Raw genomic sequence first — 22,180 nt, forward strand, 5'->3', positions numbered from 1 at the left:
CCCGACCGGGCCACGGATGTATTGCCGAACTACGCTCAGTCGTATGTCGTCAGCTCAGGCCCCGTCCGTCACTCCTGAATCCGAGGTCGCTCGGTCCGGGGCGACGTTCGCGACGGTGACCGCGCTGGCCGGTGCGATCGCGGCGGTGATCGCGGCGCTGGTGGTCGGGCTGTCGGCGGCGCAGGCGCTCAGTCTGCTCGGCATCCCCGACCCGGGCGCGCTGACCACTTACGGATTGCCGGCGGTGCGGGCGCTCGCCGATCTGTCGGCGGCGCTGACTGTCGGCTCGCTGCTGTTCGCGGCGTTCCTCGTCCCGCCGCAGCCGAACGGTCTGCTCGATGTCGGCGGGTACCGCGCGGTGCGCCGGGCGTCGAATTTCGCGGTGCTCTGGGCGTCCTGCGCGGCGCTGCTGGTGCCGCTGACTGTGTCGGATACCACAGGGCAGCCGGTGGGTGACAACCTGTGGCCGGAAGAACTGTGGCGGGCGATCGACCAGATCGCGCTGGCGGGCGCTTGGCGCACGACGGTGGTTTTCGCGCTAATCGTCGCGGTCGGCTGCAGGCTGGCGTTGCGCTGGGGATGGACGCCGGTGTTGTTCGGGGCGTCGATCGTCACGATGATGCCGTTGGCGTTGACCGGACACTCGTCCTCGGGTGGTTCGCACGATGTCGCCACCAACAGCCTGATCCTGCACCTGGTTTCCTCCGCCCTCTGGGTGGGCGGTCTGTTCGCGGTGCTGGCACACGCGCTGCGTGGCGGCGCGGGCACCGATCTGGCCGCTCGACGCTTCTCGCTGACCGCGACGATCGCGTTCGTCGTGATCGGGGTCAGCGGCGTGATCAACTCCTGGGTGCGGGTGCCGATCGACGAGCTGTTCACCACGACCTACGGCCGGTTGGTGCTGGCCAAAGCCGTGGCACTGATGCTTCTCGGTGTGTTCGGCTACCTGCAGCGGCGCGCCGCGCTGCCCGCGCTCGCGGCAGACCCCGGCGCTCGTGCGGCGCTCGTCCGCTTCGCCGGCGTCGAGGTGCTGATTTTCGCGGCGACCATGGGTCTCGCGGTCGGGCTCGGCCGCACTCCGCCGCCACCGCCGGAGACGGTCCCGACACCGTCCGAAGTCGAACTCGGCTACGACCTTGCCGGGCCTCCGACACTCGCGCGGTTGCTGTTCGACTGGCGCTTCGATCTGATCTTCGGAACGCTGTCGATCGTGCTTGCTGTGCTGTATCTCCTGGGCGTACGGCGGCTGCGTGCGCGCGGGGACGCGTGGCCGGTCGGGCGGACTGTCGCTTGGCTGTCCGGCTGCGTTGTGCTTCTGGTGGCGACCTCGTCCGGAGTCGGCCGGTATGCACCGGCGATGTTCAGCGTGCACATGGGGGCCCACATGGCGCTGTCGATGCTGGCGCCGATCCTCTTCGCACTGGGCGGCGCGGTGACACTGGCGCTGCGGGCGCTCCCGCCGGCGGGCCGCGGCGGTGCGCCGGGGCCGCGGGAATGGCTCCTGGCCGCGGTGCACAATCCGGTGTCGCGCTTTCTGACCCACCCGATTGTGGCGGCGGTGATCTTCGTCGGCGGTTTCTATGCGTTGTACCTGGGCGGCATCTTCGATTCGTTCGCCGACTCGCATGCGGCGCACCTGATGATGAACCTGCACTTCCTGCTCAGCGGCTACCTGTTCTACTGGGTGGTGATCGGCATCGACCCCAAACCTCGGCAGGTGCAACCGCTCACCAAGCTCGGCATGGTGTTCGGATCGCTGCCGTTCCACGCGTTCTTCGGCATCGCGCTGATGAGCATGACCACGGTGCTCGGCGGCTGGTTCTACCGCGGCCTCGGGATCAGCTGGAACGCCGACCTGCTCGGCGACCAGCGCACCGGCGGCAGCCTGGCCTGGGCCAGCGGAGAGGTGCCGCTGGTGGTGGTGATGCTCGCCATGCTGATCCAATGGTCCCGCAGCGATCAGCGGCTGGCGCAGCGGACCGATCGGGCCGCCGAACGCGACCACGACGCCGCCCTCGCCGCGCACAACGCGATGTTCGCCGAACTGGCCAAGCGAGATGGAGAACTGCGTAAGTGAATGAATGTGCCAGCACGGTCTCTCAGCACCGACCGGTCGGGCGGGTGGAACGGTCGGACGTGCGATCCGCACGAAGACGAATGGCCGCGCAGGTCCGCAAGACGCCGGTTTTCCACACCTCCGTCGCAAGCCCGTCCGGTCCGGTGCCCGTGACGATGAAGCTCGAATACCTCCAGCACGGAGGGACGTTCAAGGTACGCGGCATCTTCAACGCGCTGCTGGAGTCCGGGGCAGGCACCGATGAGGTCGTGATCGCCTCCGGCGGCAACGCGGGCATCGCCGCTGCCTTGGCGGCCGCGCGGCTCGGCAAGTCCTGCACCGTGGTCGTCCCGGAGACGGCGCCACACACCAAGGTCGCCGCGATGTGGTCGCACGGCGCCGAAGTGCTCTGGTATGGAGCGACTTACGCCGAGGCGCTGCGTCACGCCGTCGAGCTCGCCGCTGAACGCGGCGCGCTGCGATTGCACGGGTACGACCTGCCCGCAGTGGTCGCCGGCGCCGGTGTGGTCGGGCTGGAACTCGAAGAACAGGTGCGCGGGCGGCCTTCGGTACTCGCCGCAGTGGGCGGCGGCGGACTGGTCGCCGGGATCGCGGCCGCGCTGGGCCGTCGTCAGCAGGTGATCGGGGTCGAGCCGGAGGGCAGTCCCACCCTGCAGGCCGCGTTGGACGCGAACCACCCGGTGGACGTCGGAGGGCCTCGTCTTGCCACGGATTCGATGGGCGCCACGAGGATCGGCGACATCGCCCTTGACATCGCCCGACGCTATGGCGTGCGTTCGCTGCTGGTCACCGACGACGCGATAGTGGCGGCGCGGGAGTACCTGTGGCGCGAGTTCCGCATCCTCGTCGAGCTGACCGGCGCCGCCCCGCTGGCCGCCATCCAGAGCGGGGCCTACGTCCCGGGGCCCGACGAACGCCCGGTCGTGGTGCTGTGCGGCGCCAACACCGACGTGGCGGTCCTCTGACGACGTCGTGCGTCGCCTGTGACGGTTGGCTGGTCGGTGGTCGCGCGGGCTCGACAGTCGGCTCGCCCGGTCCGGTGGCTCGCCGATTTCGGCGCGCCGGGGCGGTTGATCGGTGTGACGGATGCGTACTGCTGTGCCGATACGTGAGTGTCATCGGATAAGCCACCCGATGCTGCGGGTCGGACCGCGCAGCGCCATAAGTGAAAACCCTGCTCTTCACAGATTGGAAAGTTGTCCACATTCTCGGATCGGGTTGCCCAAGGCACCCGGCTTCGGCGCACGCTGGAGGGGCCCTCCTGGAGGGGGGAGGACATGTCCGGGCAGACCCGGATCCAAATGTGAAGGGGTGTAATCATGTACGAGGCGAACGCGACCGTGATCGGAACTGTCGTGACTCATCCGATCAAGCGGGATCTGACCAATGGCGACCAGGTGGTCACATTTCGCATGGCGAGCAATTCCCGCCGACTGGATCACACGACGGGGGAGTGGGTGGACAACGGAACGCTGTACCTCACCGTCAGCTGTTGGCGCAGGCTGGTGGCCGGTGTCGATGCGTCCCTGCGCCGCGGCGATCCGATCATCGCGCACGGACAGCTGCGCTCGCACGAGTACCGGAGCAAAGACGGCGTGGAGCGCCGGGATCTGGAGATGCGTGCCGTCGCGGTCGGCCCTGACCTGTCCCGCTGCGCGGTCCAGGTGACGCGATGGTCGGACTCGGCGCCGCGGAATACTCCGGAGCATCAGAGCGCTGAACGTCGGGTGTCGGTCGGCGACGGGTTGGGGGAGAATGTCGCAGCCGTCTCTTCGGTACCGCCCCGCAGCAGTGAACCCGAGCCCGTCGACGCGTGACCGCAATGATCGGTTTCGTCCCGGTGGTAGTGGTAGCTCTGCTTCGTCCCTTCATCTCTCGCACCGATAGGCTTCACCCTTATGGCTGAGTTCATTTATCAAATGAAGAAGGTTCGCAAGGCGCACGGCGACAAAGTCGTGCTCGACGACGTCACCTTGAACTTCCTTCCCGGCGCCAAGATCGGCGTCGTCGGCCCGAACGGCGCGGGTAAATCCAGCGTGCTGAAGATCATGGCCGGACTGGACCAGCCCAACAACGGCGACGCGTTCCTCGCCTCCGGCGCCACGGTCGGCATCCTTCAGCAGGAGCCCCCGCTGAACGAGGAGAAGACCGTCCGCGGCAACGTCGAGGAGGGTCTCGGCGAGATCAAGGTGAAGCTCGACCGCTTCAACGAGATCGCCGAGCTCATGGCCACCGACTACTCCGACGAGCTCATGGAGGAAATGGGCAAGTTGCAGGAGGACCTGGACCACGCCGACGCCTGGGACCTGGACTCCCAGCTCGAGCAGGCCATGGACGCGCTGCGCTGCCCGCCGCCGGACGAGCCGGTCACCAACCTCTCCGGTGGTGAGCGCCGCCGGGTCGCACTGTGCAAGCTGCTGCTGAGCAAGCCCGACCTGCTGCTGCTCGACGAGCCAACCAACCACCTGGACGCCGAGAGCGTGAACTGGCTCGAGCAACACTTGGCCCAGTACCAGGGCGCCGTGCTCGCGGTCACCCACGACCGGTACTTCCTGGACAACGTGGCGCAGTGGATCCTCGAACTGGATCGCGGCCGCGCTTATCCGTATGAGGGCAACTACTCCACCTATCTGGAGAAGAAGGCCGAGCGCCTCGAGGTGCAGGGCAAAAAGGACCAGAAGCTGCAGAAGCGGCTCAAGGAAGAGCTCGCCTGGGTGCGTTCCGGCGCCAAGGCCCGCCAGGCCAAGAACAAGGCCCGCCTCGGTCGGTACGAGGAGATGGCGGCCGAGGCCGAGAAGATGCGGAAGTTGGATTTCGAGGAGATCCAGATTCCCGCGGGCCCGCGCCTGGGCAGCGTGGTTGTGGAGGTCGAGCACCTGGACAAGGGCTTCGGCGACCGTCAGCTGATCAAGGACCTCTCCTTCACCTTGCCGCGTAACGGCATCGTCGGTGTCATCGGCCCGAACGGTGTCGGTAAGACCACGCTTTTCAAGACCATCGTCGGGCTCGAGCAGCCCGACAGTGGCATCGTGAAGGTCGGCGAGACGGTCAAGTTGAGCTACGTCGACCAGAACCGTGCGGGCATCGACCCGAAGAAGACGGTCTGGCAGGTGGTCTCCGAGGGGCTGGACTTCATCCAGGTCGGCCAGCAGGAGATGCCGTCGCGCGCCTACGTCAGCGCGTTCGGATTCAAGGGCCCGGACCAGCAGAAGCCCGCGGGCGTGCTCTCCGGTGGAGAGCGTAACCGCCTGAACCTGGCGATGACCCTCAAGCAGGGCGGCAACCTGATCCTGCTGGACGAGCCGACCAACGACCTCGATGTGGAAACCCTCGGTTCGATGGAGCATGCTCTCGAGCAGTTCCCCGGCTGTGCCGTGGTGATCTCCCACGATCGCTGGTTCCTCGACCGCACCTGCACCCACATCCTCGCGTGGGAGGGCAACTCCGACAACGACGCCGAATGGTTCTGGTTCGAGGGCAACTTCGAGGCGTACGAGGCCAACAAGATCGAGCGTCTCGGCTTGGAAGCGGCTCGCCCGCACCGGGTTACGCACCGCAAGCTGACCCGCGGCTGAGTTCTGCCCCGGTGGGGCGGGCAATTTCTGCACCGCCCTGCCGAAACCCGAAGTCCTCCGGGAAACCCGTGTGCTGTTGCGCCGGGAAGGTGCCGCCAAGTGACATCGGCAACCCGGAATGGGAGTGACGCCTACCCGCGCGTAGCTCGCTAGGGTGGGAGTTGTGAATGCGCAGGCGCAGTTCGAGCAATCGGCCGCCCCGACCGCCGACGTGTGGGCCGAGCTGACCCGAGGTACCGATGCGGCGCCGCCGCGGATACGATCTCTCGCGCTCACCTGACGTTCGCCGGGCCGATCTTGTACTGAGCCGAGGTCATCCATTCGAACTTGGCAAACGAGCGGCGAACATCGTGGTTGTGGTGAACACCCAGGGATCGAAAGGGAATTCACCCCCGCGTCTTCGGCGCACAGCTACTCTCGGACCGGCGTCACTTTGTTACGGAACCGATATCTGAGGGAGTTGGCGAAAAAATGACCGTCTCGTCCGAATTGTCCAGCGCGGCGTGGGCTGCGAGTTTGCCGCAGTCGCTGCGCGGCGACCTCGCGACGCTCGAGGAGGCGTACTTCCGCCACGTCGATGCGGGCGATGTGGACTGTGCGATCACCGGGATCACTCAGATCTTCCGTCGGCACACCGAGCTGGCGATGACGCGTCCCGCCGGTCGTGCCCTGGTGCGGGTGTACCACCAGGACGACGGCTCGGGCATCGGTGCCGCGGTACAACTCGTCACCGATGACATGCCGCTGCTCGTCGAATCGATCAGCTCGTCCCTGAGCCGGATCGGCGTCAGCGTGAGCGAGGTGATCCACCCGATCTTCGAGGTCGAGCGGGACGCGGACGGACGGTTGACGCACGCCGTCGCGCATGAGGTGGACGGCACCGGCCCGACCGGGCTGAGCGAATCGTGGATGCATGTGCAACTGCACCCGTCGACCAGTCCGGCGCTGCTGGCCAAGGTGGAGGCCGCCATGCCGGACGTGGTCGCCGACGTGCGCCAGGTGATCGGCGACACCGAGGCCATCAAGGATGTGCAGAGCAGGCTGGCCGAAGACCTGGAGTTCGCCGCGAAATCCGGGACCGCGCCGTTCAGCGCCACCGACCTCGTCGACACCGCCAAGCTGCTGCGCTGGCTGGCGCATGAAAAATTCACCGTGCTCGGCTACGCCCGATACCGCCTGAGCAGCGACCATGGGCAGGAGAGGTCCAACGCCCTGTCCGGCACCTGCCTCGGCGTGCTCCGTCCAGATGTCGGAACCGATTTCCAGGTACCGGTCAACGGCGGCGACCGGCCGCTGCTCATGCTGACCCAGGGTTTGGTCCCCGCCACCGTGCACCGCTCGGTGTACCCGTACTTCGTCGGCGTCGCCGACTTCGACGAGACCGGAACGATCATCGGCGAGCACCTGTTCATCGGCGTCTTCACCGTCACCGCTGTACACGAGAACGTGCTGGATATCCCGGTGATCGAGCGCAGGGTGCGTTCGGTGATCGAGGAGAGCGGGTTCGACTTGGAGTCGTTCTCCGGTCAGGCGATGCTCGAGGTCATCCAGTCCTTCCCGCGGACCGAACTGTTCTCCTCCGACGCCGAGACGCTGCGCCGCACCGCCGCCGCAGTGCTGAACGTTGGCCTGCGCCGTCAGGTGCGGTTGTTCCTGCGGGCGGACACCTACGGTCGTTTCGTCGCCTGCCTGGTTTACCTCCCGCGCGACCGCTACACCACCAGGGTGCGGCTGGAGATGCAGGAAATCCTGGTCCGCGAACTGGGTGGTGTCTCCATCGACTACTCCGCGCGGGTGGGCGAAAGTGATTTGGCACGTGTGTATTTCACGGTGCGCATGCCCGAGGCCGAGTTCGGTGTCGCGCGCCACTCACCGCCGGCCGCGGACACCTCAGAACCCAACCGGCTGCGTCTCCAGAACCTGCTCGCGGAGGCGAGCCGGACCTGGGAAGACCACCTGAACGACGCGGTGAGCACGTCGACGGTGCTCGACCCTGCGGTGGTGCAGCGTTACGCGGAAGCCTTCCCCGAGGGCTACAAGCAGGACTTCGCCTCCGACCGCGCTCTCGCCGACATCGTGCGCCTGGAACGGCTGCGCGACGGTGGTATCGACCAGTACCTCTACCGCAAAGCGGAGTCGGAGCCGGGCTCGTGGCGCTTCACCCTCTACATCGGCGGCAGCGGGATCTCGCTGAGCCAGGTGCTCCCGGTGCTGCAGAGCCTGGGCGTCGAGGTGGTGGACGAGCGGCCGTACCAGATCGAGCTGGGGACGCCGCCGGACGGTGCCGGGGGCGCCACTGGTGAACGGTGGATCTACGACTTCGGTTTGCTGGCCCGACCCGAGCTGCTGCGCAGCTCGCTGGACCGAGACCTGGACGCGGAGCTGCTCGAATCCTCCAAGCGCGCCGACGTGCTGGAGGCGGAGGTGCGCGGATTACGCGAGCGGTTCATCGGCGCCGTCGAGGCAGTCTGGTACGGCCGCGCCGAGGCCGATGGTCTCAACGAGCTCGTGCTGCGCGCCCGGCTGCCATGGCGTGCCGTTTCGATCTTGCGGACCTACGCGAAGTATTTGCAGCAGACCGGTTTTCCGTACAGTCAGGCCAACATCTGCCGCGTGCTGCTCACCTATCCGGATGTCGCCCGGCTGTTCGTCGATCTGTTCGCGGCGCGCTTCGATCCGGACATTGTCTCCGCCGAACACGCTTCCGGGCTGGAGACCCAGGTGCACGGCCGGATCGACGAGGTCGTCAGCCTGGATGCGGACCGCATCCTGCGCGCGATTCTCGGCCTGATCAAGGCGACCCTGCGCACCAATTACTACGTGACAGACGCCGAAGGTGTGTCGCGCGACTACGTCTCGGTAAAGGTGGAGCCGCATGCGATTGCGGAGTTGCCGAAGCCGAGGCCGCAGTTCGAGATTTTTGTGTACTCGCCCAAGGTGGAGGGTGTGCATCTGCGTTTCGGTTCGGTGGCGCGTGGTGGTTTGCGGTGGTCGGATCGGTTGGAGGATTTCCGGACCGAGGTTTTGGGTTTGGTGAAGGCGCAGGCGGTGAAGAACGCGGTGATCGTGCCGGTGGGTGCGAAGGGCGGGTTCGTGGTGAAGCAGCCGCCTGCGGCGACGGGTGATCCGGTGGCGGATCGTCAGGCGCTGGGTGCGGAGGGTGTGGCGTGCTATCGCACGTTCATTTCTGGTTTGCTGGATATCACCGACAATGTGGATCGTGTGTCCGGTGAGGTGCTGCCGCCGGCTCGGGTGGTGCGTCGTGATGGTGATGACACTTATTTGGTTGTTGCTGCGGATAAGGGGACTGCGACGTTCTCTGATATCGCGAACGATGTTGCGCAGAGTTACGGGTTCTGGCTTGGGGATGCGTTCGCTTCTGGTGGTTCCGCGGGGTATGACCACAAGGCGATGGGTATCACGGCCAAGGGTGCGTGGGAGAGTGTCAAGCGGCATTTCCGTGAGATGGAGATCGACACGCAGACGCAGGATTTCACTGTTGTCGGTGTGGGTGACATGAGTGGTGATGTGTTCGGTAACGGGATGTTGTTGTCGGAGCACATTCGTTTGGTGGCGGCGTTCGACCACCGCCACATCTTCCTCGACCCGGCTCCGGACGCGGTCCGTTCGTTCCAGGAACGTCAGCGTATGTTCGCGCTTCCGCGTTCCTCGTGGGCCGATTACGACGCTTCGCTGATCAGCCCAGGCGGCGGCGTATGGGACCGCACCGTGAAGTCGGTGCCGATCAGCCCGCAAGCCAGGAAGGCGCTCGGGCTGGCCGACGACGTAGCGGCGCTGTCACCGCCGGAACTGGTGCGCGCCATCCTGCTCGCCCCGGCCGACCTGCTGTGGAACGGTGGTATCGGCACTTATGTCAAGGCCAGCACCGAGACCAATGCCGATGTGGGTGACAAGTCCAACGACGCGGTACGGGTGAACGCGAACCAATTGCGGGTCAAGGTAATCGGCGAGGGCGGTAACCTGGGCGCGACGGCGCTGGGCCGGATCGAGTTCTGCCGCAACGGCGGCAAGATGAATACCGACGCGCTGGACAACTCGGCGGGCGTGGACTGCTCCGACCACGAGGTCAACATCAAGGTGCTGCTGGACGGCGTGGTCAGCAGCGGTGAGCTGCCGGAGGCCGACCGCAATCCGCTGCTCGCCTCGATGACCGACGAGGTCGCGCAGATGGTCTTGCAGGACAACGTGGCGCAAAACTTCCTCATGGGACTCTCGCGCACCGACGCGCCGCAGATGCTCCATGTGCACACGCGGCTCATCCAAAATCTGGAGGAGCGCCGCGGCCTGGACCGCGAACTCGAGGCGCTGCCCTCGGATCAGGAGATGAAGCGCAGGCTGGAGGAGGGCGCGGGTCTGGCGTCGCCGGAGCTGGCCAACCTGATGGCGCACGTGAAGCTGTCGCTCAAGGCCGACCTGCTCGACTCCGACCTGCCCGACAGTCAGTACTTCGCCGCCTGGCTGCCCGCATACTTCCCGACGCCGCTGCGCGGCAGGTTCGGCACGGCGATCAAGAGACACCGGCTGCGCAGGGAAATCGTCACCACCATGATCGCGAACGAGATGGTGGACTACGGTGGCATCACCTACGCGCACCGGCTGAGCGAGGAAATCGGCGCCACCACCACCGACGCGGTGCGCGCGTTCGCCGCGGCCAGCGGGATCTTCGGCCTGCACGCCATGTGGACAAGGATCCGGGAATGCGACGCGCCCACCTCGGTGCGCGACCTGCTCGAACTCGAGACGAAGCGGACCCTGGACCGAGCGTCCCGGTGGTTCCTGAGCAACCGCCCGCAGCCGATCGCGGTCGGCGCGGAGATCAACAGGTACAGCACCGACGTGCGCGAGCTCGCGCCGAAGGTGCCGGGTTGGCTGCGCGGACACCACGTGACCAGCCTTACGGATCAAGCTGCCGAGCTGATCGCACGCGGCGCCCCGACTGACCTGGCCACCGAGGTCTTCGGCTTGCTCACCCTGTTCCCGGTGCTGGACATCGTGGACATCGCCGACATCACCGACCGGGACGGCGACGAGGTCGGCTCGCTGTACTACGCGCTCAACGATCACCTCAAGATCGACTGGCTGCTGGAGGCGGTCAGCCACCTCGAACGCGGCGACCGCTGGCACTCGCTGGCCCGGCTCGCGCTGCGTGACGATATGTACGGGTCGTTGCGCTCGCTCACCCTCGACGTACTCTCCGGCGGTGACCCGGAGGAGACCGCGGACGAGAAGATTGCATACTGGGAGTCGAAGAATCAGTCCCGGCTCGGCCGAGCCAGGGCGGCACTGTCGGAGTTGTTCGAGTCCGGAACCCACGATCTCGCCACGCTGTCTGTTGCGGCGCGGCAAGTGCGGAGCATGGTGAGCGGGGTGGGCGCCCAATCGGAGGTACCACGTTGACGAGTTCGTCGCACGCTGGCGAAAAGGCGCTGGGCAGCGCTGTGCTGCCTAGGCGCTTTCACACCAAGGTAGACGTCAGATGGTCGGACATGGATGTGTTCCAGCACGTCAACCATGCCCGAATGGTGACGCTGCTGGAGGAGGCGCGGATCCCATGGCTGTTCGAGGACGGCCGCCCGACCGCTGCGCTGCGCGAGGGCTGCGTGCTCGCCGACCTGCGGGTCCGCTACCGCGGCCAGCTGCGGCACGAGGACACACCGCTCGATATCGCCATGTGGATCGAGCAGCTGCGCGCGGTCGACTTCACCATCGGCTACGAGGTGCACGCCGCTGGCGCGGCGCCTGATACGGCGCCTGCGGTGATCGCTTCCACGCAGATCGCGGCGTTCGACATGCGGGCGCAGCGGCTCCGTCGGCTCACGGACTCCGAGCGGGATTACCTCTCCGAGTGGATGGAGTGAGCGATCGTGGGTCGGTGATCACTGAATGGTGACGGCAGAGCAGCCGTGATGGCAGAACAACGAGTGCTGCATGTATCCGATCCGGCGGAGCGGGAGAATCTTGCGACATTCCTGACCCGGGCCGTGCGGCTGGACCAAGCGGCGGTGGTGCGCCTGCGCCGTCGCGGGGAGCGCTACCTCTCGGCCTGGGTGGCGACGGGTTTCGATGCGTTGGCGGTGCGCACCGTGGTCGCCGAGCTCGGCGTTGACGATGTGACCGTCGCCGCCGACTCGGTGCTGGCCGGGCTGGCGACCAATAGTCCGATCGACCTGGGGTATTCGATGGACTCCGCCTGGCGCGGCGCGCTGCCGCCCTCGGACGGCTTCGCACATATCGATGACGTGCCCGCGCGCACGCTGGTCGACCTCGCCGAGCAGGGTGCGCAGCTGGCGAAGGAACATGGCAGCGGTCACGGCCCGCCCGCATCGTTGCTCGATCAGACCGTGTTGACCGTTTCCGGCGGGGGCACCCAGGTGCAGGTGCCCATGCGGGTCGTCTTCGCGCTCACCGCCATGGATTTCATCCCGCATTCGGGGGAGAAGGCCGACCCGCGCCGTATTCCACCCGCCGAGATCGTTCGCGTTCGCGCCAGCCGGACCTGGCTGCGGCTGGATGCCCGCTACGGCTCGGTCGCCCGCCGCCTCGGCGGCGGTATCCCGCTGCTGCCGCACTAGCTGCTGCTGCGCTGCCTGAAACTGCTGTCGCTATCACCGCCGCACCGCACCATCACGGCTGAGCCGCACCGGCATTGCCGCGCCGCGCTGCCGGCTGCTGCGCTCCGGTGCACTGGCCCGCCAGCTGCGCTGACGGTCACACTGCGCTGCTGATCGTCGTGCTGCGCTGTGCTGCCTGCTGCCGCCGCGCTATCGCGGCTGTTGCTCAGAGACCGCTGCACCGTTTGGCTCTGCTGCATCGGATTGGCACTGCTGTGTCGAAATAGCGCTGCTACTGGCAGTGCTGCACCGGGCGAAACGCACTAGCAGGCAGCGGACTGCAGGCCGGAGGTGGCTATGGCGAACTCTCCGGTAGCACTTGGCGTCCCGCGAGCGATGAAATGGTTGGCGGCGCCGTCGACAGGAGGGGACGGCGCCGCCCGCAGGCGCGGCTCGTGAAGAAACTTGGCCGAAAACGAGTTTCGAGGCCGGTCAGGAGACGCCTGCGAGGCGCAACGCCGCCGTCGTCACAGCGGCCGCGAGGATCACCACCAGGATGGGCTGCTGTTTCCAGGCGAGCATGCCGCCGACGAGAACGCCTGCGGGCACCGCGAATCCGAGACTGCCCGTGCCGAGCGGCAAGGTGGTCACGGCCACCAGCGCGGCAAGCAGGACGACTGCGCCGATTTCCAGCAGACGCACCGCGCGGGTCGGTAAGCGCACTCGGTCGCGCAGTGCGGGACCAGGCCAGCGGAAGGCGTAGGTGCCTGCGGCGAGGGCGAACACCCCGGCGGCCAACATCATTGCGCTCCCTTACGTCGAGGACTGGCTCGGCCGTTCGCGTGCCGCGACGAGCACGCCCGAAAGAGCAAGCAGTACCGGCATTCCGGTAAGAAGGAACGGTGCGCTAGTCAGTGCGACGGCGGTGCCGACGCACACCGCCCCCAGGGTGGTCCGATCACGGAGGGAGGGCAGCACGAGCGCGAGCAGCACCGCGGGAAATACCGCGTCCAGCCCGAGCGCCGAGATGTCCGAGACGACGGAACCGATCAACGCTCCGATCGCCGCACCGCCGGGCCAGGCAAGAAGAACGCCCGCACCGGTGACCCAATAGGCCGCATGCTTGCGCGCCCGGTCGGGCTGCGCGAGCGCCAGCGCCACGGACTCGTCGTTTATCAGATGCACACCCAGCGGCCGCCGCCAACCGGTACCGACCACCTCGGGAACCGACAGCCCGTACGGCAGATGCCTGGCGTTCACCACAAGCCCGGCGAGCACCGCCGCGATCGGGCTGCCACCCGCGGCGACGATGCCGAGGAAAAGAAACTCTGAGCCTCCAGCGAGTACCGCACAGCCGAGAACGACGGGCAGCCAGATCGGAAAGCCTGCGCCGACCGCGGTCGCCCCGGGCGGGCGCTGGTCGGCCCGGTCGACGCGCCCGTCGAACTACACCCCGGCGACTACATCTCCTACTCCGGGGATCGGCCGCACGTGTTCGAGGCGCTGGCGTCGCCGACTTGGGCGACGTTGGTGGTCGAATACACCTGAACCTGAGGGGTCAGGCCGCGCCTTCGCCGAGGTACTGCAACCACAGCGGGTCGAGCTCGGCGGTGGTGGACAGCAGGCGCCAGTGCGGGCCCTTCGGCGAAACCAGCGGGGAGCGCAACGCCCAGCCCAGCTCGCTCAGCAGTTTGTCGGCCTTGCGATGGTTGCATGGCGCGCAGCTGGCGACGCAGTTCTCCCAAGAGTGTTCCCCGCCGCGGCTGCGCGGGATGACATGGTCGATGGTCTCGGCCTTGCCGCCGCAGTAGCCGCACCGATAGCGGTCCCGGTGCATGAGGGCGGCGCGGGTCATCGGCACCCTGGCCCGGTACGGCACGTGCACATAGTTGCGCAGGCGGATCACCGAGGGAATGGCCACGGATGCTTCGGCGGAATGGACCACCGGTCCTTCGTCATTCTGATGGACGGTGTGGGCCTTGTCGCAGATGAGCAGGACGACCGCGCGACGCGCGGACAAGGCGGTAAGCGGTTCGTAGGTGGCGTTCAACAGCAGCACCCTGGTCTTGAGCCAGTTCGTGCCCTCGGTGGGCGGTGCGGCGGGGTGCGACGCATGGTCGTGGTGGCCGTGATGGCCGACAGGACAATGTTCGGACAAGATGTGCAGCGGAGTAGCCCCCGACCCACGATTGTGGACGTCGGCGGGCTGGAGTTGTCGGTGCGCTCGCGCCTCGGATCGGGCGCCGTGCCGCTGCTTCATCTCGACCTCAATTTCATGATTGGCAGGATCATGTGGTATCTGCGGAGCAGAGACTGCCACCCAGTTGACCATGGAACGTCGGCCAGTGCACGGTGATTTTCAACAATGTCTGGTTAACGGTGGCTGAAGAGCCATCCAGCCGCGACGTTGCGGCGGCTGAGCGGCGCCCGACCGGTGCGGGCACAATGGGCTGTGGCCATTCGGCGAATCGAGAGGGTCTATGACTTCGAGCGAGCAGACAGCGACGTCGTTCTACGAGATGGTCGGCGGGGCGGAGACGTTCCGGCGGATCGTCGCGGCGTTCTACCGCGAGGTGGCGGCCGACAAGGTGCTGCGCCCGCTCTACCCGGAGGAAGACCTCGGCCCCGCCGAGCGCCGGCTGCGGATGTTCCTCGAGCAGTACTGGGGCGGTCCGCGCACCTACTCCGACGAGCGCGGCCATCCGCGTCTGCGCATGCGGCACATGCCGTTCACGATCGGGCCGATCGAGCGTGACGCGTGGCTGCGGTGCATGCGGATCGCGGTCGCGGAGATCGAGCCCGATGTCCTCGACGACGAGCACAGAAAAGCTCTGCTCGACTACCTCGAGATGGCGGCCAACTCGCTGGTGAACGCCCCGTTCTGACCGCACGTTCGCGGCACGGAACGGCATCCTGGCAAGTGTTGTTTCCGACCCACATTGCGGTGGCGGTGAATTCGCTGGCGTACCCGAGGTGGCCTGGATGTTTCGACTGAGAGGCGAGGCAGCATCAGGGTTTTCGGCTCAGCGCAACAACGCTGACTATTTGCCCGACCTCGAGGGCGTGGCTTCGCCCGAAGGTTTTCACCACGAAACTTTGGCACTATTGCATTCGTGACTGATGCACCAGCCGTACCGGCGCCGGTGGATCGCACCACCCAGCCGTGGTGGCGGTCGGCCGTGTTCTACCAGATCTATCCCCGATCCTTCGCGGACTCGAGCGGTGACGGGATCGGGGATCTCCCCGGTGTCCGGGACAAACTCGGCTACCTCGAACTGTTGGGTGTGGACGCACTGTGGGTCTGCCCGGTGATGCGTTCGCCGATGGCCGACGGTGGCTATGACGTAGCTGATCCGCGCGACATCGACCAGCTCTTCGGCGGGCTCGCCGCGATGGACGAGCTGATCGCGGCGGCCCACTCCCGTCGAATCAAGGTCACGATGGATCTGGTGCCCAACCACACCAGCGACCAGCACCCGTGGTTCCGCGCGGCACTGGCTGCCGCGGCGGGGAGCCCGGAACGTGAACGCTACATCTTCCGAGACGGCCGTGGTCTCGACGGCGCCGAGCCGCCGAACAACTGGCCGAGCATCTTCGGCGGACCCGCCTGGACCAGGGTCACCGAGCCCGACGGCACGCCGGGTCAGTGGTACCTGCACATCTTCGCGCGCGAACAGCCGGATCTGAACTGGGACAACGACGACGTCGCCGCCGATTTCGAGCAGACCATGCGGTTCTGGCTCGACCGCGGTGTCGATGGATTTCGGCTCGACGTCGCACACGGCATGGCGAAACCCGACGGCCTGCCCGACCTGCCCGACCTGCCCGAGGTCGCCTCCGCACTGCTCGCGCACGACGACGACGACGTGCGTTTCAACAATCCCGCCGTCCACGAGATCCACCGCCGTATCCGCAAGCTGGTCGACGAGTACCCGGACGCGGTGACCATCGGCGAGGTGTGGGTGAACGACAACACCCGCTTCGGTGAGTACGTGCGTGCCGACGAACTGCACCTGGCCTTCAACTTCCGTCTCGCCGAGGCCCGGTTCAGCGCCGAGGACGTGCGCGACGCGATCGATAACTCGCTGGCCGCTGTCGGGCCGGTCTTCGCCTCGCCGACGTGGACCCTGTCCAACCACGACATCGAGCGCGAGGTCACCCGGTACGGCGGCGGCGCGGTCGGGGTGGCGCGGGCACGGGCGATGATCCTGCTGGAGCTCGCGCTTCCCGGTGCGGTTTTCATCTACAACGGCGCCGAGCTCGGACTGCCGGACGTGGACGACCTGCCCGACCAGGTCCTGCAGGACCCGGTGTGGGAACGCTCCGGCCACACCGAACGTGGCCGCGACGGCTGCCGGGTGCCGGTGCCGTGGGAGGGCACCGCACCGCCGTTCGGGTTCACCACCGGCAGTTCCTGGCTGCCGATCCCGCCCGACTGGGCCGGACTGACCGTCGAAGCCCAGCTCGAGGAACTCGGCTCCACCCTGTCGCTCTACCGCATGGCGATCGAACTCCGCGCTCTGCGACCTGACTTCGGGGGCGACCGAATCGAGTGGTATGGCAGCCCGCCGGGCTGCCTCGCGTTCCGCCGTCCCGGCGGGCTTGTCTGCGTGCTCAACGCCTCGGCGGCGCCCATCCCGTTGCCGCCAGGGGATGTGCTGCTGGCCAGCGCGCCGCCCGAGGGTGGCCGGCTACCACCGAACGCGGCGGCCTGGCTGGTCTGAGTGTCGCGGTGCGGCGGAAGCCGGTCCGAAAGGCCTGGCCCCCCGTTGCGCCGGGCGACGAAACCATGACGGTTCGCCCGGACGGAGAACTACTACACACGATCGTCTACCGTTGATCCGTGAGCATTCTCGAGACAGTGCTGATCTTCGTCGGCATCCCGCTGGTGATCTACGGTGCGATCGCCGGATTGTCGTTTCTCGGTAAGCCACTGCCTGGTGAGAAGCCGGTCCACTTCGATCTCGGTCAGAAGTGGACCCAGCCGCCGGTGTTGTGGAGTGCCACCGACGAGGTGACCGGTTCGGGTCACCACGACATCGCAGAGACGTCGCATGGACATCATGCGGCTATCGAGTCCACCGAGGTGGAGCTGATCGGAGGCCGGGCAAGTGGCAAGTTCTAAGTGGCCTGCGGTGGTCGAGGCCGACCTGCCGCACGGATACGCGGTCACCAGCAGCGGGCGCGTCTCCGGCGTGCACGAGGCCGGCGACGTGTTCAAGGAAGCCCCGTTCCGCGATGACGAGCGGCTCACGATAGACAACGTGCTCACCGAGGCGACCCGCGCGACCAAGGTGCGCTTCAACATCTACATCGGCGATCTGGGTGCGGACACGGCCGCGGCCATGGACGCGCTCTTCCCGACCACGCCCGAGGCGGCGCGCTCGGTACTGATCGCCGTCTCGCCCAACGAGAAGGCGATCGAGGTGCGCTCGGGCCGGGATGTCGCCGACCGCGCGAACGACCGTGTCTGCCAGCTCGGCGTCACCGCCGCGCTGAGCTCGTTCCGGCAGGGCCAGCTGATCGACGGTCTCGTTTCCGCGGTGCGCGTGATGGCCGCCGCCATCGGACGGTAATTTTCGCTGTGTTGTTCGGCCGCGCCTGCGGCGCTTGTAAGACCCGCGGTCTCGTATGTCGGAGCTGCGCTCGTGGTTGATCCCGGACCGGCGCGTCCACCCATTCAGCAGGGTGGACGCGCCGGTTTTGTTTATGACTTTGTGTCGAAGGCGCGGGCCCGGAGGGAGCGCTCGACGCCGGCTTTGCCCTCGCTGACCAAGCGGCGCAGGGCTGGGGGGTGCTCGCCCGCGAGGAACTTGTCGGCGACGGCCACCGCGTCCTCGCTGATCGCCCAATGCGGGTAGAGGCCGACCACGACGGTCTGGGCGACCTCGCTGGAGCGGCGCTCCCAGACGCCAGGAACCTCCGCGAAGTAGCGCTCGACGTAGGGGGCGAGCAGGTCACCCTGTCCGGCTGGCGCAAAGCCGCCGACGATCGAGCGCGCGGTGATATTGGGTACCGACTCGTCGCCCATCACGGTCGCCCACGCCTGTTCCTTCACCTCGGCGATCGGGCGGGCGGTCGCCGCCGCGGCAGCCTGGCGCCGGCCTGCCGCGGTGGGGTCGCCGGCCAGCTCCTGGTCGATGACCGGGGTGTCCAGGCCGTCGGCGTCGATCTCGCCGGCCGCCGCGAGCGCGGACACGATGCGCCAGCGCAGGTCGGTGTCGACTACCAGTCCGGTCAGCCCGACCTTCGCAGGGTCGCCGTCGAGCAGCTCGCGCAGCACCTCGGTGTGCCAGGCCGGCAGTTTCGCGCCGGTCAACGCGTTCACGAAGGCCAGCTGGTGATCCGAGCCCGGCTCGGCCTCGCGGGCCAGCTCGAGCAGGCGGTTCGCGTAGTCCGGCCACCCGGTGGTCGCCGCCCATTCCGGGTCGGCGTAGCTGCCGAGCGTCGTGTTGGCCTGCATCAGCAGTCGTTGCACCACACCGATTTCGGTCTCGTCGCCGACGCCGCGTTGGACAAGGGCGACGAAATCGCGGGCGCGGAACTCGGCCTGGCGGGTCATTTCCCATGCCGCCGACCAGGCCAGCGTGCGGGGGAGGGGCTCGGCGATGTCGGCGATGCGGTTGACGAGCACGTCGAGCGAGCCCGCGTCCAGCCGGACCGAGCAATAGGTGAGGTCGTCGTCGTTGATCAGCACGAACTGCCCGCGCGGCACGCCGACCAGCTCGGGAACCTCGGTGCGCTCGGCGGCGTCGAGGTCGAGTTCGACGCGCTTGGTGCGCACCAGCTTTCCGTCCTGGTCGGTGTAGACGCCGACGGCGAGGCGGTGCACGCGCCATTCACCCGCGCCCGGCTCCGCGCCCTCCTGTACTACGGCGAACGAGGTGAACCTGCCCTCGGCGTCTACCTCGAAGTCCGGGCGCAGGATGTTCAGGCCGGTGGTTTTGAGCCACTGCGCCCCCCAGGTGGACAGGTCGCGTCCGGAAGCTTTCTCCAGCGCCGCCAGTAGATCGTCGAACGTGGCGTTGCCGTAGGCGTGTTCGGCGAAGTACATGCGCAGACCGGCGAGGAACGGCGCGAGGCCCACATAGGCGACCAGCTGCTTCAGGACGCTGGCGCCCTTGGCGTAGGTGATGCCGTCGAAGTTCACCTCGACCGCATCCAGGTCGGGGATGTCCGCGGCGATCGGATGGGTGGAGGGCAGCTGGTCCTGGCGGTAGGCCCAGGACTTCTCCACGTTCGCGAAGGTGGTCCATGCGTTGGTGTATTCGGTGGCCTCGGACTGACACAGCACCGCGGCGAAGGTGGCGAACGACTCGTTCAGCCACAGGTCGTCCCACCACTTCATGGTGACCAGGTCGCCGAACCACATATGCGCCATCTCGTGCAGCACGGTCTCGGCGCGGCGCTCGTAGGACGCGCGGGTCACCTTGGAGCGGAAGACGTAGTCCTCCAGGAAGGTCACCGCGCCCGCGTTCTCCATCGCGCCCGCATTGAACTCCGGCACGAACAGCTGGTCGTACTTGCCGAACGCGTAGGGGACGCCGAAGTTCCCGTGGTAGAACCCGAATCCCTGCTTGGTCTCAGTGAACAGACGTTCGGCGTCCATGTGCTCGGCCAGTGAGGCGCGGCAGTAGATGCCGAGCGGGATGCTGCCGTGCTCGTCGGTGTAGACGTCGGTCCATCGCGCGTACGGGCCCGCGATGAGCGCGACCAAGTAGGTGCTCATCTTCGGGGTGGTTCGGAAGATGTGCTTGCCCGGGTCGGCCGCGACGGTGTGCACGACGGCGGCATTGGAGACGACCTGCCAGTCGGCGGGCGCGGTGACCGTCAGGTCGAAGGTTGCCTTCAGGTCGGGCTGGTCGAAGCAGGCGAACATCCGTTTGGCGTCGGCGGTTTCGAACTGCGAGTACAGGTACACGGCCCCGTCGGCCGGGTCGACGAACCGGTGCAAACCCTCGCCGGTGTGCGAGTACTCGCAGTCTGCCTCGACCACCAGCTCGTTGCGCTCGGCCAGATCGGCCAGCGTGATTCCGGTCGACTCGTCGTAGTCGGAGATGTCCAGGACGGCGCCGTTGAGCACTGCCGAGCGCACATGGTGCGCCATGATATCGACGAACGTGCTCGCGCCTTCGGTCGCGGTGAAGGTCGCAGTGGTGCGGGAGAAGAAGGTCTGCTCGCCCGGTTTGCCCGCCCCGTCGGTGAGATCCAGGTCGATCCGGTAGTTCTCGACCGATACCGTCGATGCGCGTTCGATCGCCTGGTCACGGGTGAGGTTGGGTGCGGACATGAGGCTCCTTCGTTGTCGAAGAACTGGCACGGGCGCACCCCACAATGCCATCTGGATGCGGCTGCCCGCGCGGGACTTTCCGCACCAACCCTAACCACGCGGCCTGCTCCTGCGTGCCGACGACGGCGGCGGGCGGACGGCGCGGCTTCTTCGCCCACGGCGCGGCGGTATTCTGCCTGGTGCAGTGCAGGTTCACCCCCATGGATTCGGAGGCTCGACGTTGAAGCATGTGCACGCCGGGAAGGTGCGTGACCTGTACGAGGACGGCGATACCCTGTTGCTGGTCGCCTCCGACCGGGTCTCGGTGTACGACGTCGTGTTGCCGACGCCGATCCCGGACAAGGGTGCGCTGCTGACTCAGCTGTCGAACTGGTGGTTCGAGTACTTCACCGATGTGCCCGATCACGTGGTCTCCGCCACCGACGTGCCCGCCGAGTTCGCGGGCCGCGGAATCCGGGTCAAGCCGCTGAAGATGGTGCAGATCGAATGCATTGCCCGCGGCTACCTGACCGGTTCGGGGCTCGTGGAGTATCGGCGAACGGGTTCGGTGTCCGGGGTGGCGCTCCCACCAGGGCTGCGCGAGGGTGACAAGTTGCCGGAGCCGATCTTCACACCGACCACCAAGGCGTCGCAGGGGCACGACGAGTCGATCACGTTTGTGGACGTGGTGAACCAGGAAGGGCGCGAGGTCGCCGAGCGGCTACGCGAGCTGACCCTGCACATCTACGCCCGCGGCGCGGCGCACGCCGCCGAACGTGGCGTTATCGTCGCCGACACCAAGGTCGAATTCGGCTGGGACGGCGACGTTCTCACCCTCGGCGACGAGGTGCTCACCTCGGACTCCTCACGTTTCTGGCCCGCCGACGAATGGGAGCCGGGAAGGCCGCAGCGCTCGTTCGACAAGCAGTTCGTCCGCGACTGGTCGACCTCGACCGGCTGGGACAAGGAGCCTCCCGGCCCGCGGATCCCGGCCGACATCGTCGAAGCCACTCGGCGGAAGTACGTGGAGGCGTACGAGCTGATCACCGGCCGGACCTGGACGGGCGTGCCACAGTAGCCGCGGGTCAGAGCGCCAGGTGCTCGGCCAGCCGGTCCGGACAAGGCCGCTGGCCCGCGGCCAGCTTGTCGCGGGCGGTGGCAAGATCGAACCACCCGGCGCGGTCGATCTCCGGAAACTGGGTGATAGTGCCCGAGCGCGGCGGCCACTCCAGTTCGAAGGTTCCCGGCGCGATGTCGGCGGGATCCAGGTCGCCCTCGACGGCCCAGACGGTGAGGCTCTTCTTTCCTTTGCCGCTGCCGTAGCGCACCTCGCCCAGCGGTATCCACTCGCCGTCCGGAACGGGCAGGCCGAGCTCCTCGGTGAATTCGCGATCGGCCGCAGTGCGCGCGTCTTCGGACTCCGGCTCGTACTCGCCCTTGGGAATCGACCAGGCGCCCAGGTCTTTTCGCGCCCAGAACGGGCCACCCATGTGCCCGAGCAACACCTCGACGCCGTGGTCGGCGGACCGGCGGAACAGCAGGACTCCCGCGCTGTGTTTGTCTGCCACACCAGGTAGTCTGCCCCGGCCGCGGTCGGCAGGCTGCCGCGCCCCGGCCGTGTCGGCGTCGGGTAGGCAACTGCGCCTGGACCACCCGCTCGACCGCGATTGCGCGGTCGGCATGTACG

At 67.2% G+C, this 22,180-nt stretch carries 16 protein-coding genes and 1 pseudogene; 12 read left to right on the forward strand and 5 right to left on the reverse strand.

Translation table 11 applies throughout. The features are described 5' to 3' along the window. The first annotated feature begins 43 nt into the window (after nt 1–43). The 7 genes from OHB12_RS31635 (at nt 44) to OHB12_RS31665 (ending at nt 12,245) form a co-directional block, all read left to right on the forward strand. Nucleotides 44–2,077 carry a cytochrome c oxidase assembly protein gene (locus OHB12_RS31635; RefSeq protein ID WP_327113482.1) on the forward strand — a complete coding sequence of 678 codons (2,034 nt, stop codon included), beginning with the start codon at nt 44–46 and terminating at the stop codon, nt 2,075–2,077. Beyond that, nucleotides 2,074–3,042, forward strand: a complete 969-nt coding sequence (locus OHB12_RS31640) for a serine/threonine dehydratase (protein ID WP_442799892.1) — start codon at nt 2,074–2,076, stop codon at nt 3,040–3,042. Before OHB12_RS31635 ends, OHB12_RS31640 begins: the two co-directional genes overlap by 4 nt. Nucleotides 3,043–3,396: 354 nt before the next feature. Beyond that, nucleotides 3,397–3,894: a single-stranded DNA-binding protein gene (locus tag OHB12_RS31645; RefSeq protein WP_327113486.1), complete on the forward strand. Its 498-nt coding sequence runs from the start codon at nt 3,397–3,399 to the stop codon at nt 3,892–3,894. Nucleotides 3,895–3,975: 81 nt separating this feature from the next. Next, nucleotides 3,976–5,652 carry an energy-dependent translational throttle protein EttA gene (gene ettA / locus OHB12_RS31650; protein WP_327113488.1) on the forward strand — a complete coding sequence of 559 codons (1,677 nt, stop codon included), beginning with the start codon at nt 3,976–3,978 and terminating at the stop codon, nt 5,650–5,652. Nucleotides 5,653–6,123: 471 nt separating this feature from the next. Continuing rightward, nucleotides 6,124–11,070 carry an NAD-glutamate dehydrogenase gene (locus OHB12_RS31655; protein WP_327113490.1) on the forward strand — a complete coding sequence of 1,649 codons (4,947 nt, stop codon included), beginning with the start codon at nt 6,124–6,126 and terminating at the stop codon, nt 11,068–11,070. A gap of 29 nt (nt 11,071–11,099) precedes the next feature. Then, nucleotides 11,100–11,531 carry an acyl-CoA thioesterase gene (locus OHB12_RS31660; protein WP_442800154.1) on the forward strand — a complete coding sequence of 144 codons (432 nt, stop codon included), beginning with the start codon at nt 11,100–11,102 and terminating at the stop codon, nt 11,529–11,531. Nucleotides 11,532–11,579: 48 nt separating this feature from the next. After that, nucleotides 11,580–12,245: a hypothetical protein gene (locus OHB12_RS31665; protein ID WP_327113494.1), complete on the forward strand. Its 666-nt coding sequence runs from the start codon at nt 11,580–11,582 to the stop codon at nt 12,243–12,245. Between the two features lie 471 nt (nt 12,246–12,716). Here the strand turns inward: OHB12_RS31665 and OHB12_RS31670 are convergent, their stop codons facing one another. The 3 genes and pseudogenes from OHB12_RS31670 to OHB12_RS31685 all read right to left on the reverse strand — a co-directional run bounded on the left by OHB12_RS31670 (nt 12,717) and on the right by OHB12_RS31685 (nt 14,484). Beyond that, complete coding sequence (locus OHB12_RS31670; RefSeq protein ID WP_327113496.1) at nt 12,717–13,028, reverse strand: AzlD domain-containing protein; 312 nt, start codon at nt 13,026–13,028, stop codon at nt 12,717–12,719. Between the two features lie 9 nt (nt 13,029–13,037). Then, a pseudogene (locus tag OHB12_RS31675) lies at nt 13,038–13,619 on the reverse strand (AzlC family ABC transporter permease); the annotation flags it as partial. Nucleotides 13,620–13,782: 163 nt separating this feature from the next. After that, entirely contained in the window at nt 13,783–14,484 is a 702-nt protein-coding gene (locus OHB12_RS31685; protein WP_327113498.1) for an HNH endonuclease, read from the reverse strand. Between the two features lie 220 nt (nt 14,485–14,704). On the opposite strand from OHB12_RS31685, the gene OHB12_RS31690 reads away from it, so the two are divergent. The 4 genes from OHB12_RS31690 to OHB12_RS31705 all read left to right on the forward strand — a co-directional run bounded on the left by OHB12_RS31690 (nt 14,705) and on the right by OHB12_RS31705 (nt 17,800). Further along, the gene (locus OHB12_RS31690; protein ID WP_327113500.1) at nt 14,705–15,109 is read left to right on the forward strand and encodes a globin; all 405 of its coding nucleotides are present in this window, start codon (nt 14,705–14,707) and stop codon (nt 15,107–15,109) included. Between the two features lie 228 nt (nt 15,110–15,337). Then, nucleotides 15,338–16,948, forward strand: coding sequence for a glycoside hydrolase family 13 protein (locus OHB12_RS31695; RefSeq protein ID WP_327113502.1), 1,611 nt, complete (start codon nt 15,338–15,340; stop codon nt 16,946–16,948). Nucleotides 16,949–17,067: 119 nt separating this feature from the next. Further along, the gene (ctaJ, locus tag OHB12_RS31700; RefSeq protein WP_327113504.1) at nt 17,068–17,349 is read left to right on the forward strand and encodes an aa3-type cytochrome oxidase subunit CtaJ; all 282 of its coding nucleotides are present in this window, start codon (nt 17,068–17,070) and stop codon (nt 17,347–17,349) included. Between the two features lie 10 nt (nt 17,350–17,359). Next, nucleotides 17,360–17,800, forward strand: a complete 441-nt coding sequence (locus OHB12_RS31705) for a DUF5130 domain-containing protein (RefSeq protein WP_327113506.1) — start codon at nt 17,360–17,362, stop codon at nt 17,798–17,800. Nucleotides 17,801–17,931: 131 nt separating this feature from the next. Here the strand turns inward: OHB12_RS31705 and pepN are convergent, their stop codons facing one another. Continuing rightward, nucleotides 17,932–20,514 (reverse strand): aminopeptidase N, encoded by a 2,583-nt coding sequence (gene pepN / locus OHB12_RS31710; RefSeq protein WP_327113508.1) that lies wholly within the window; start codon nt 20,512–20,514, stop codon nt 17,932–17,934. Between the two features lie 220 nt (nt 20,515–20,734). Here pepN and OHB12_RS31715 point away from each other — a divergent pair, with 220 nt between their 5' ends. Continuing rightward, on the forward strand, nt 20,735–21,571 hold the full coding sequence (locus tag OHB12_RS31715; protein ID WP_327113510.1) for a phosphoribosylaminoimidazolesuccinocarboxamide synthase: 837 nt from the start codon (nt 20,735–20,737) through the stop codon (nt 21,569–21,571). 7 nt (nt 21,572–21,578) lie between these two features. Here OHB12_RS31715 and OHB12_RS31720 read toward each other — a convergent pair whose 3' ends face one another. After that, nucleotides 21,579–22,061: an NUDIX domain-containing protein gene (locus tag OHB12_RS31720; protein ID WP_327113512.1), complete on the reverse strand. Its 483-nt coding sequence runs from the start codon at nt 22,059–22,061 to the stop codon at nt 21,579–21,581. Nucleotides 22,062–22,180: the final 119 nt, after the last annotated feature.

This window comes from Nocardia sp. NBC_01730 (assembly GCF_035920445.1).
Classification (GTDB): Bacteria; Actinomycetota; Actinomycetes; order Mycobacteriales; family Mycobacteriaceae; genus Nocardia.

What these genes read in the sequence shown, in the direction of transcription:
- OHB12_RS31655 (WP_327113490.1), top strand. Translation starts at nt 6,124, where the DNA reads ATGACCGTCTCGTCCGAATTGTCCAGCGCGGCGTGGGCTGCGAGTTTG.
- OHB12_RS31690 (WP_327113500.1), top strand. Translation starts at nt 14,705, where the DNA reads ATGACTTCGAGCGAGCAGACAGCGACGTCGTTCTACGAGATGGTCGGC.
- pepN (WP_327113508.1), bottom strand. Translation starts at nt 20,514, where the DNA reads ATGTCCGCACCCAACCTCACCCGTGACCAGGCGATCGAACGCGCATCG.
- OHB12_RS31635 (WP_327113482.1), top strand. Translation starts at nt 44, where the DNA reads ATGTCGTCAGCTCAGGCCCCGTCCGTCACTCCTGAATCCGAGGTCGCT.
- OHB12_RS31665 (WP_327113494.1), top strand. Translation starts at nt 11,580, where the DNA reads ATGGCAGAACAACGAGTGCTGCATGTATCCGATCCGGCGGAGCGGGAG.
- OHB12_RS31685 (WP_327113498.1), bottom strand. Translation starts at nt 14,484, where the DNA reads ATGAAGCAGCGGCACGGCGCCCGATCCGAGGCGCGAGCGCACCGACAA.
- OHB12_RS31670 (WP_327113496.1), bottom strand. Translation starts at nt 13,028, where the DNA reads ATGATGTTGGCCGCCGGGGTGTTCGCCCTCGCCGCAGGCACCTACGCC.
- ettA (WP_327113488.1), top strand. Translation starts at nt 3,976, where the DNA reads ATGGCTGAGTTCATTTATCAAATGAAGAAGGTTCGCAAGGCGCACGGC.
- OHB12_RS31645 (WP_327113486.1), top strand. Translation starts at nt 3,397, where the DNA reads ATGTACGAGGCGAACGCGACCGTGATCGGAACTGTCGTGACTCATCCG.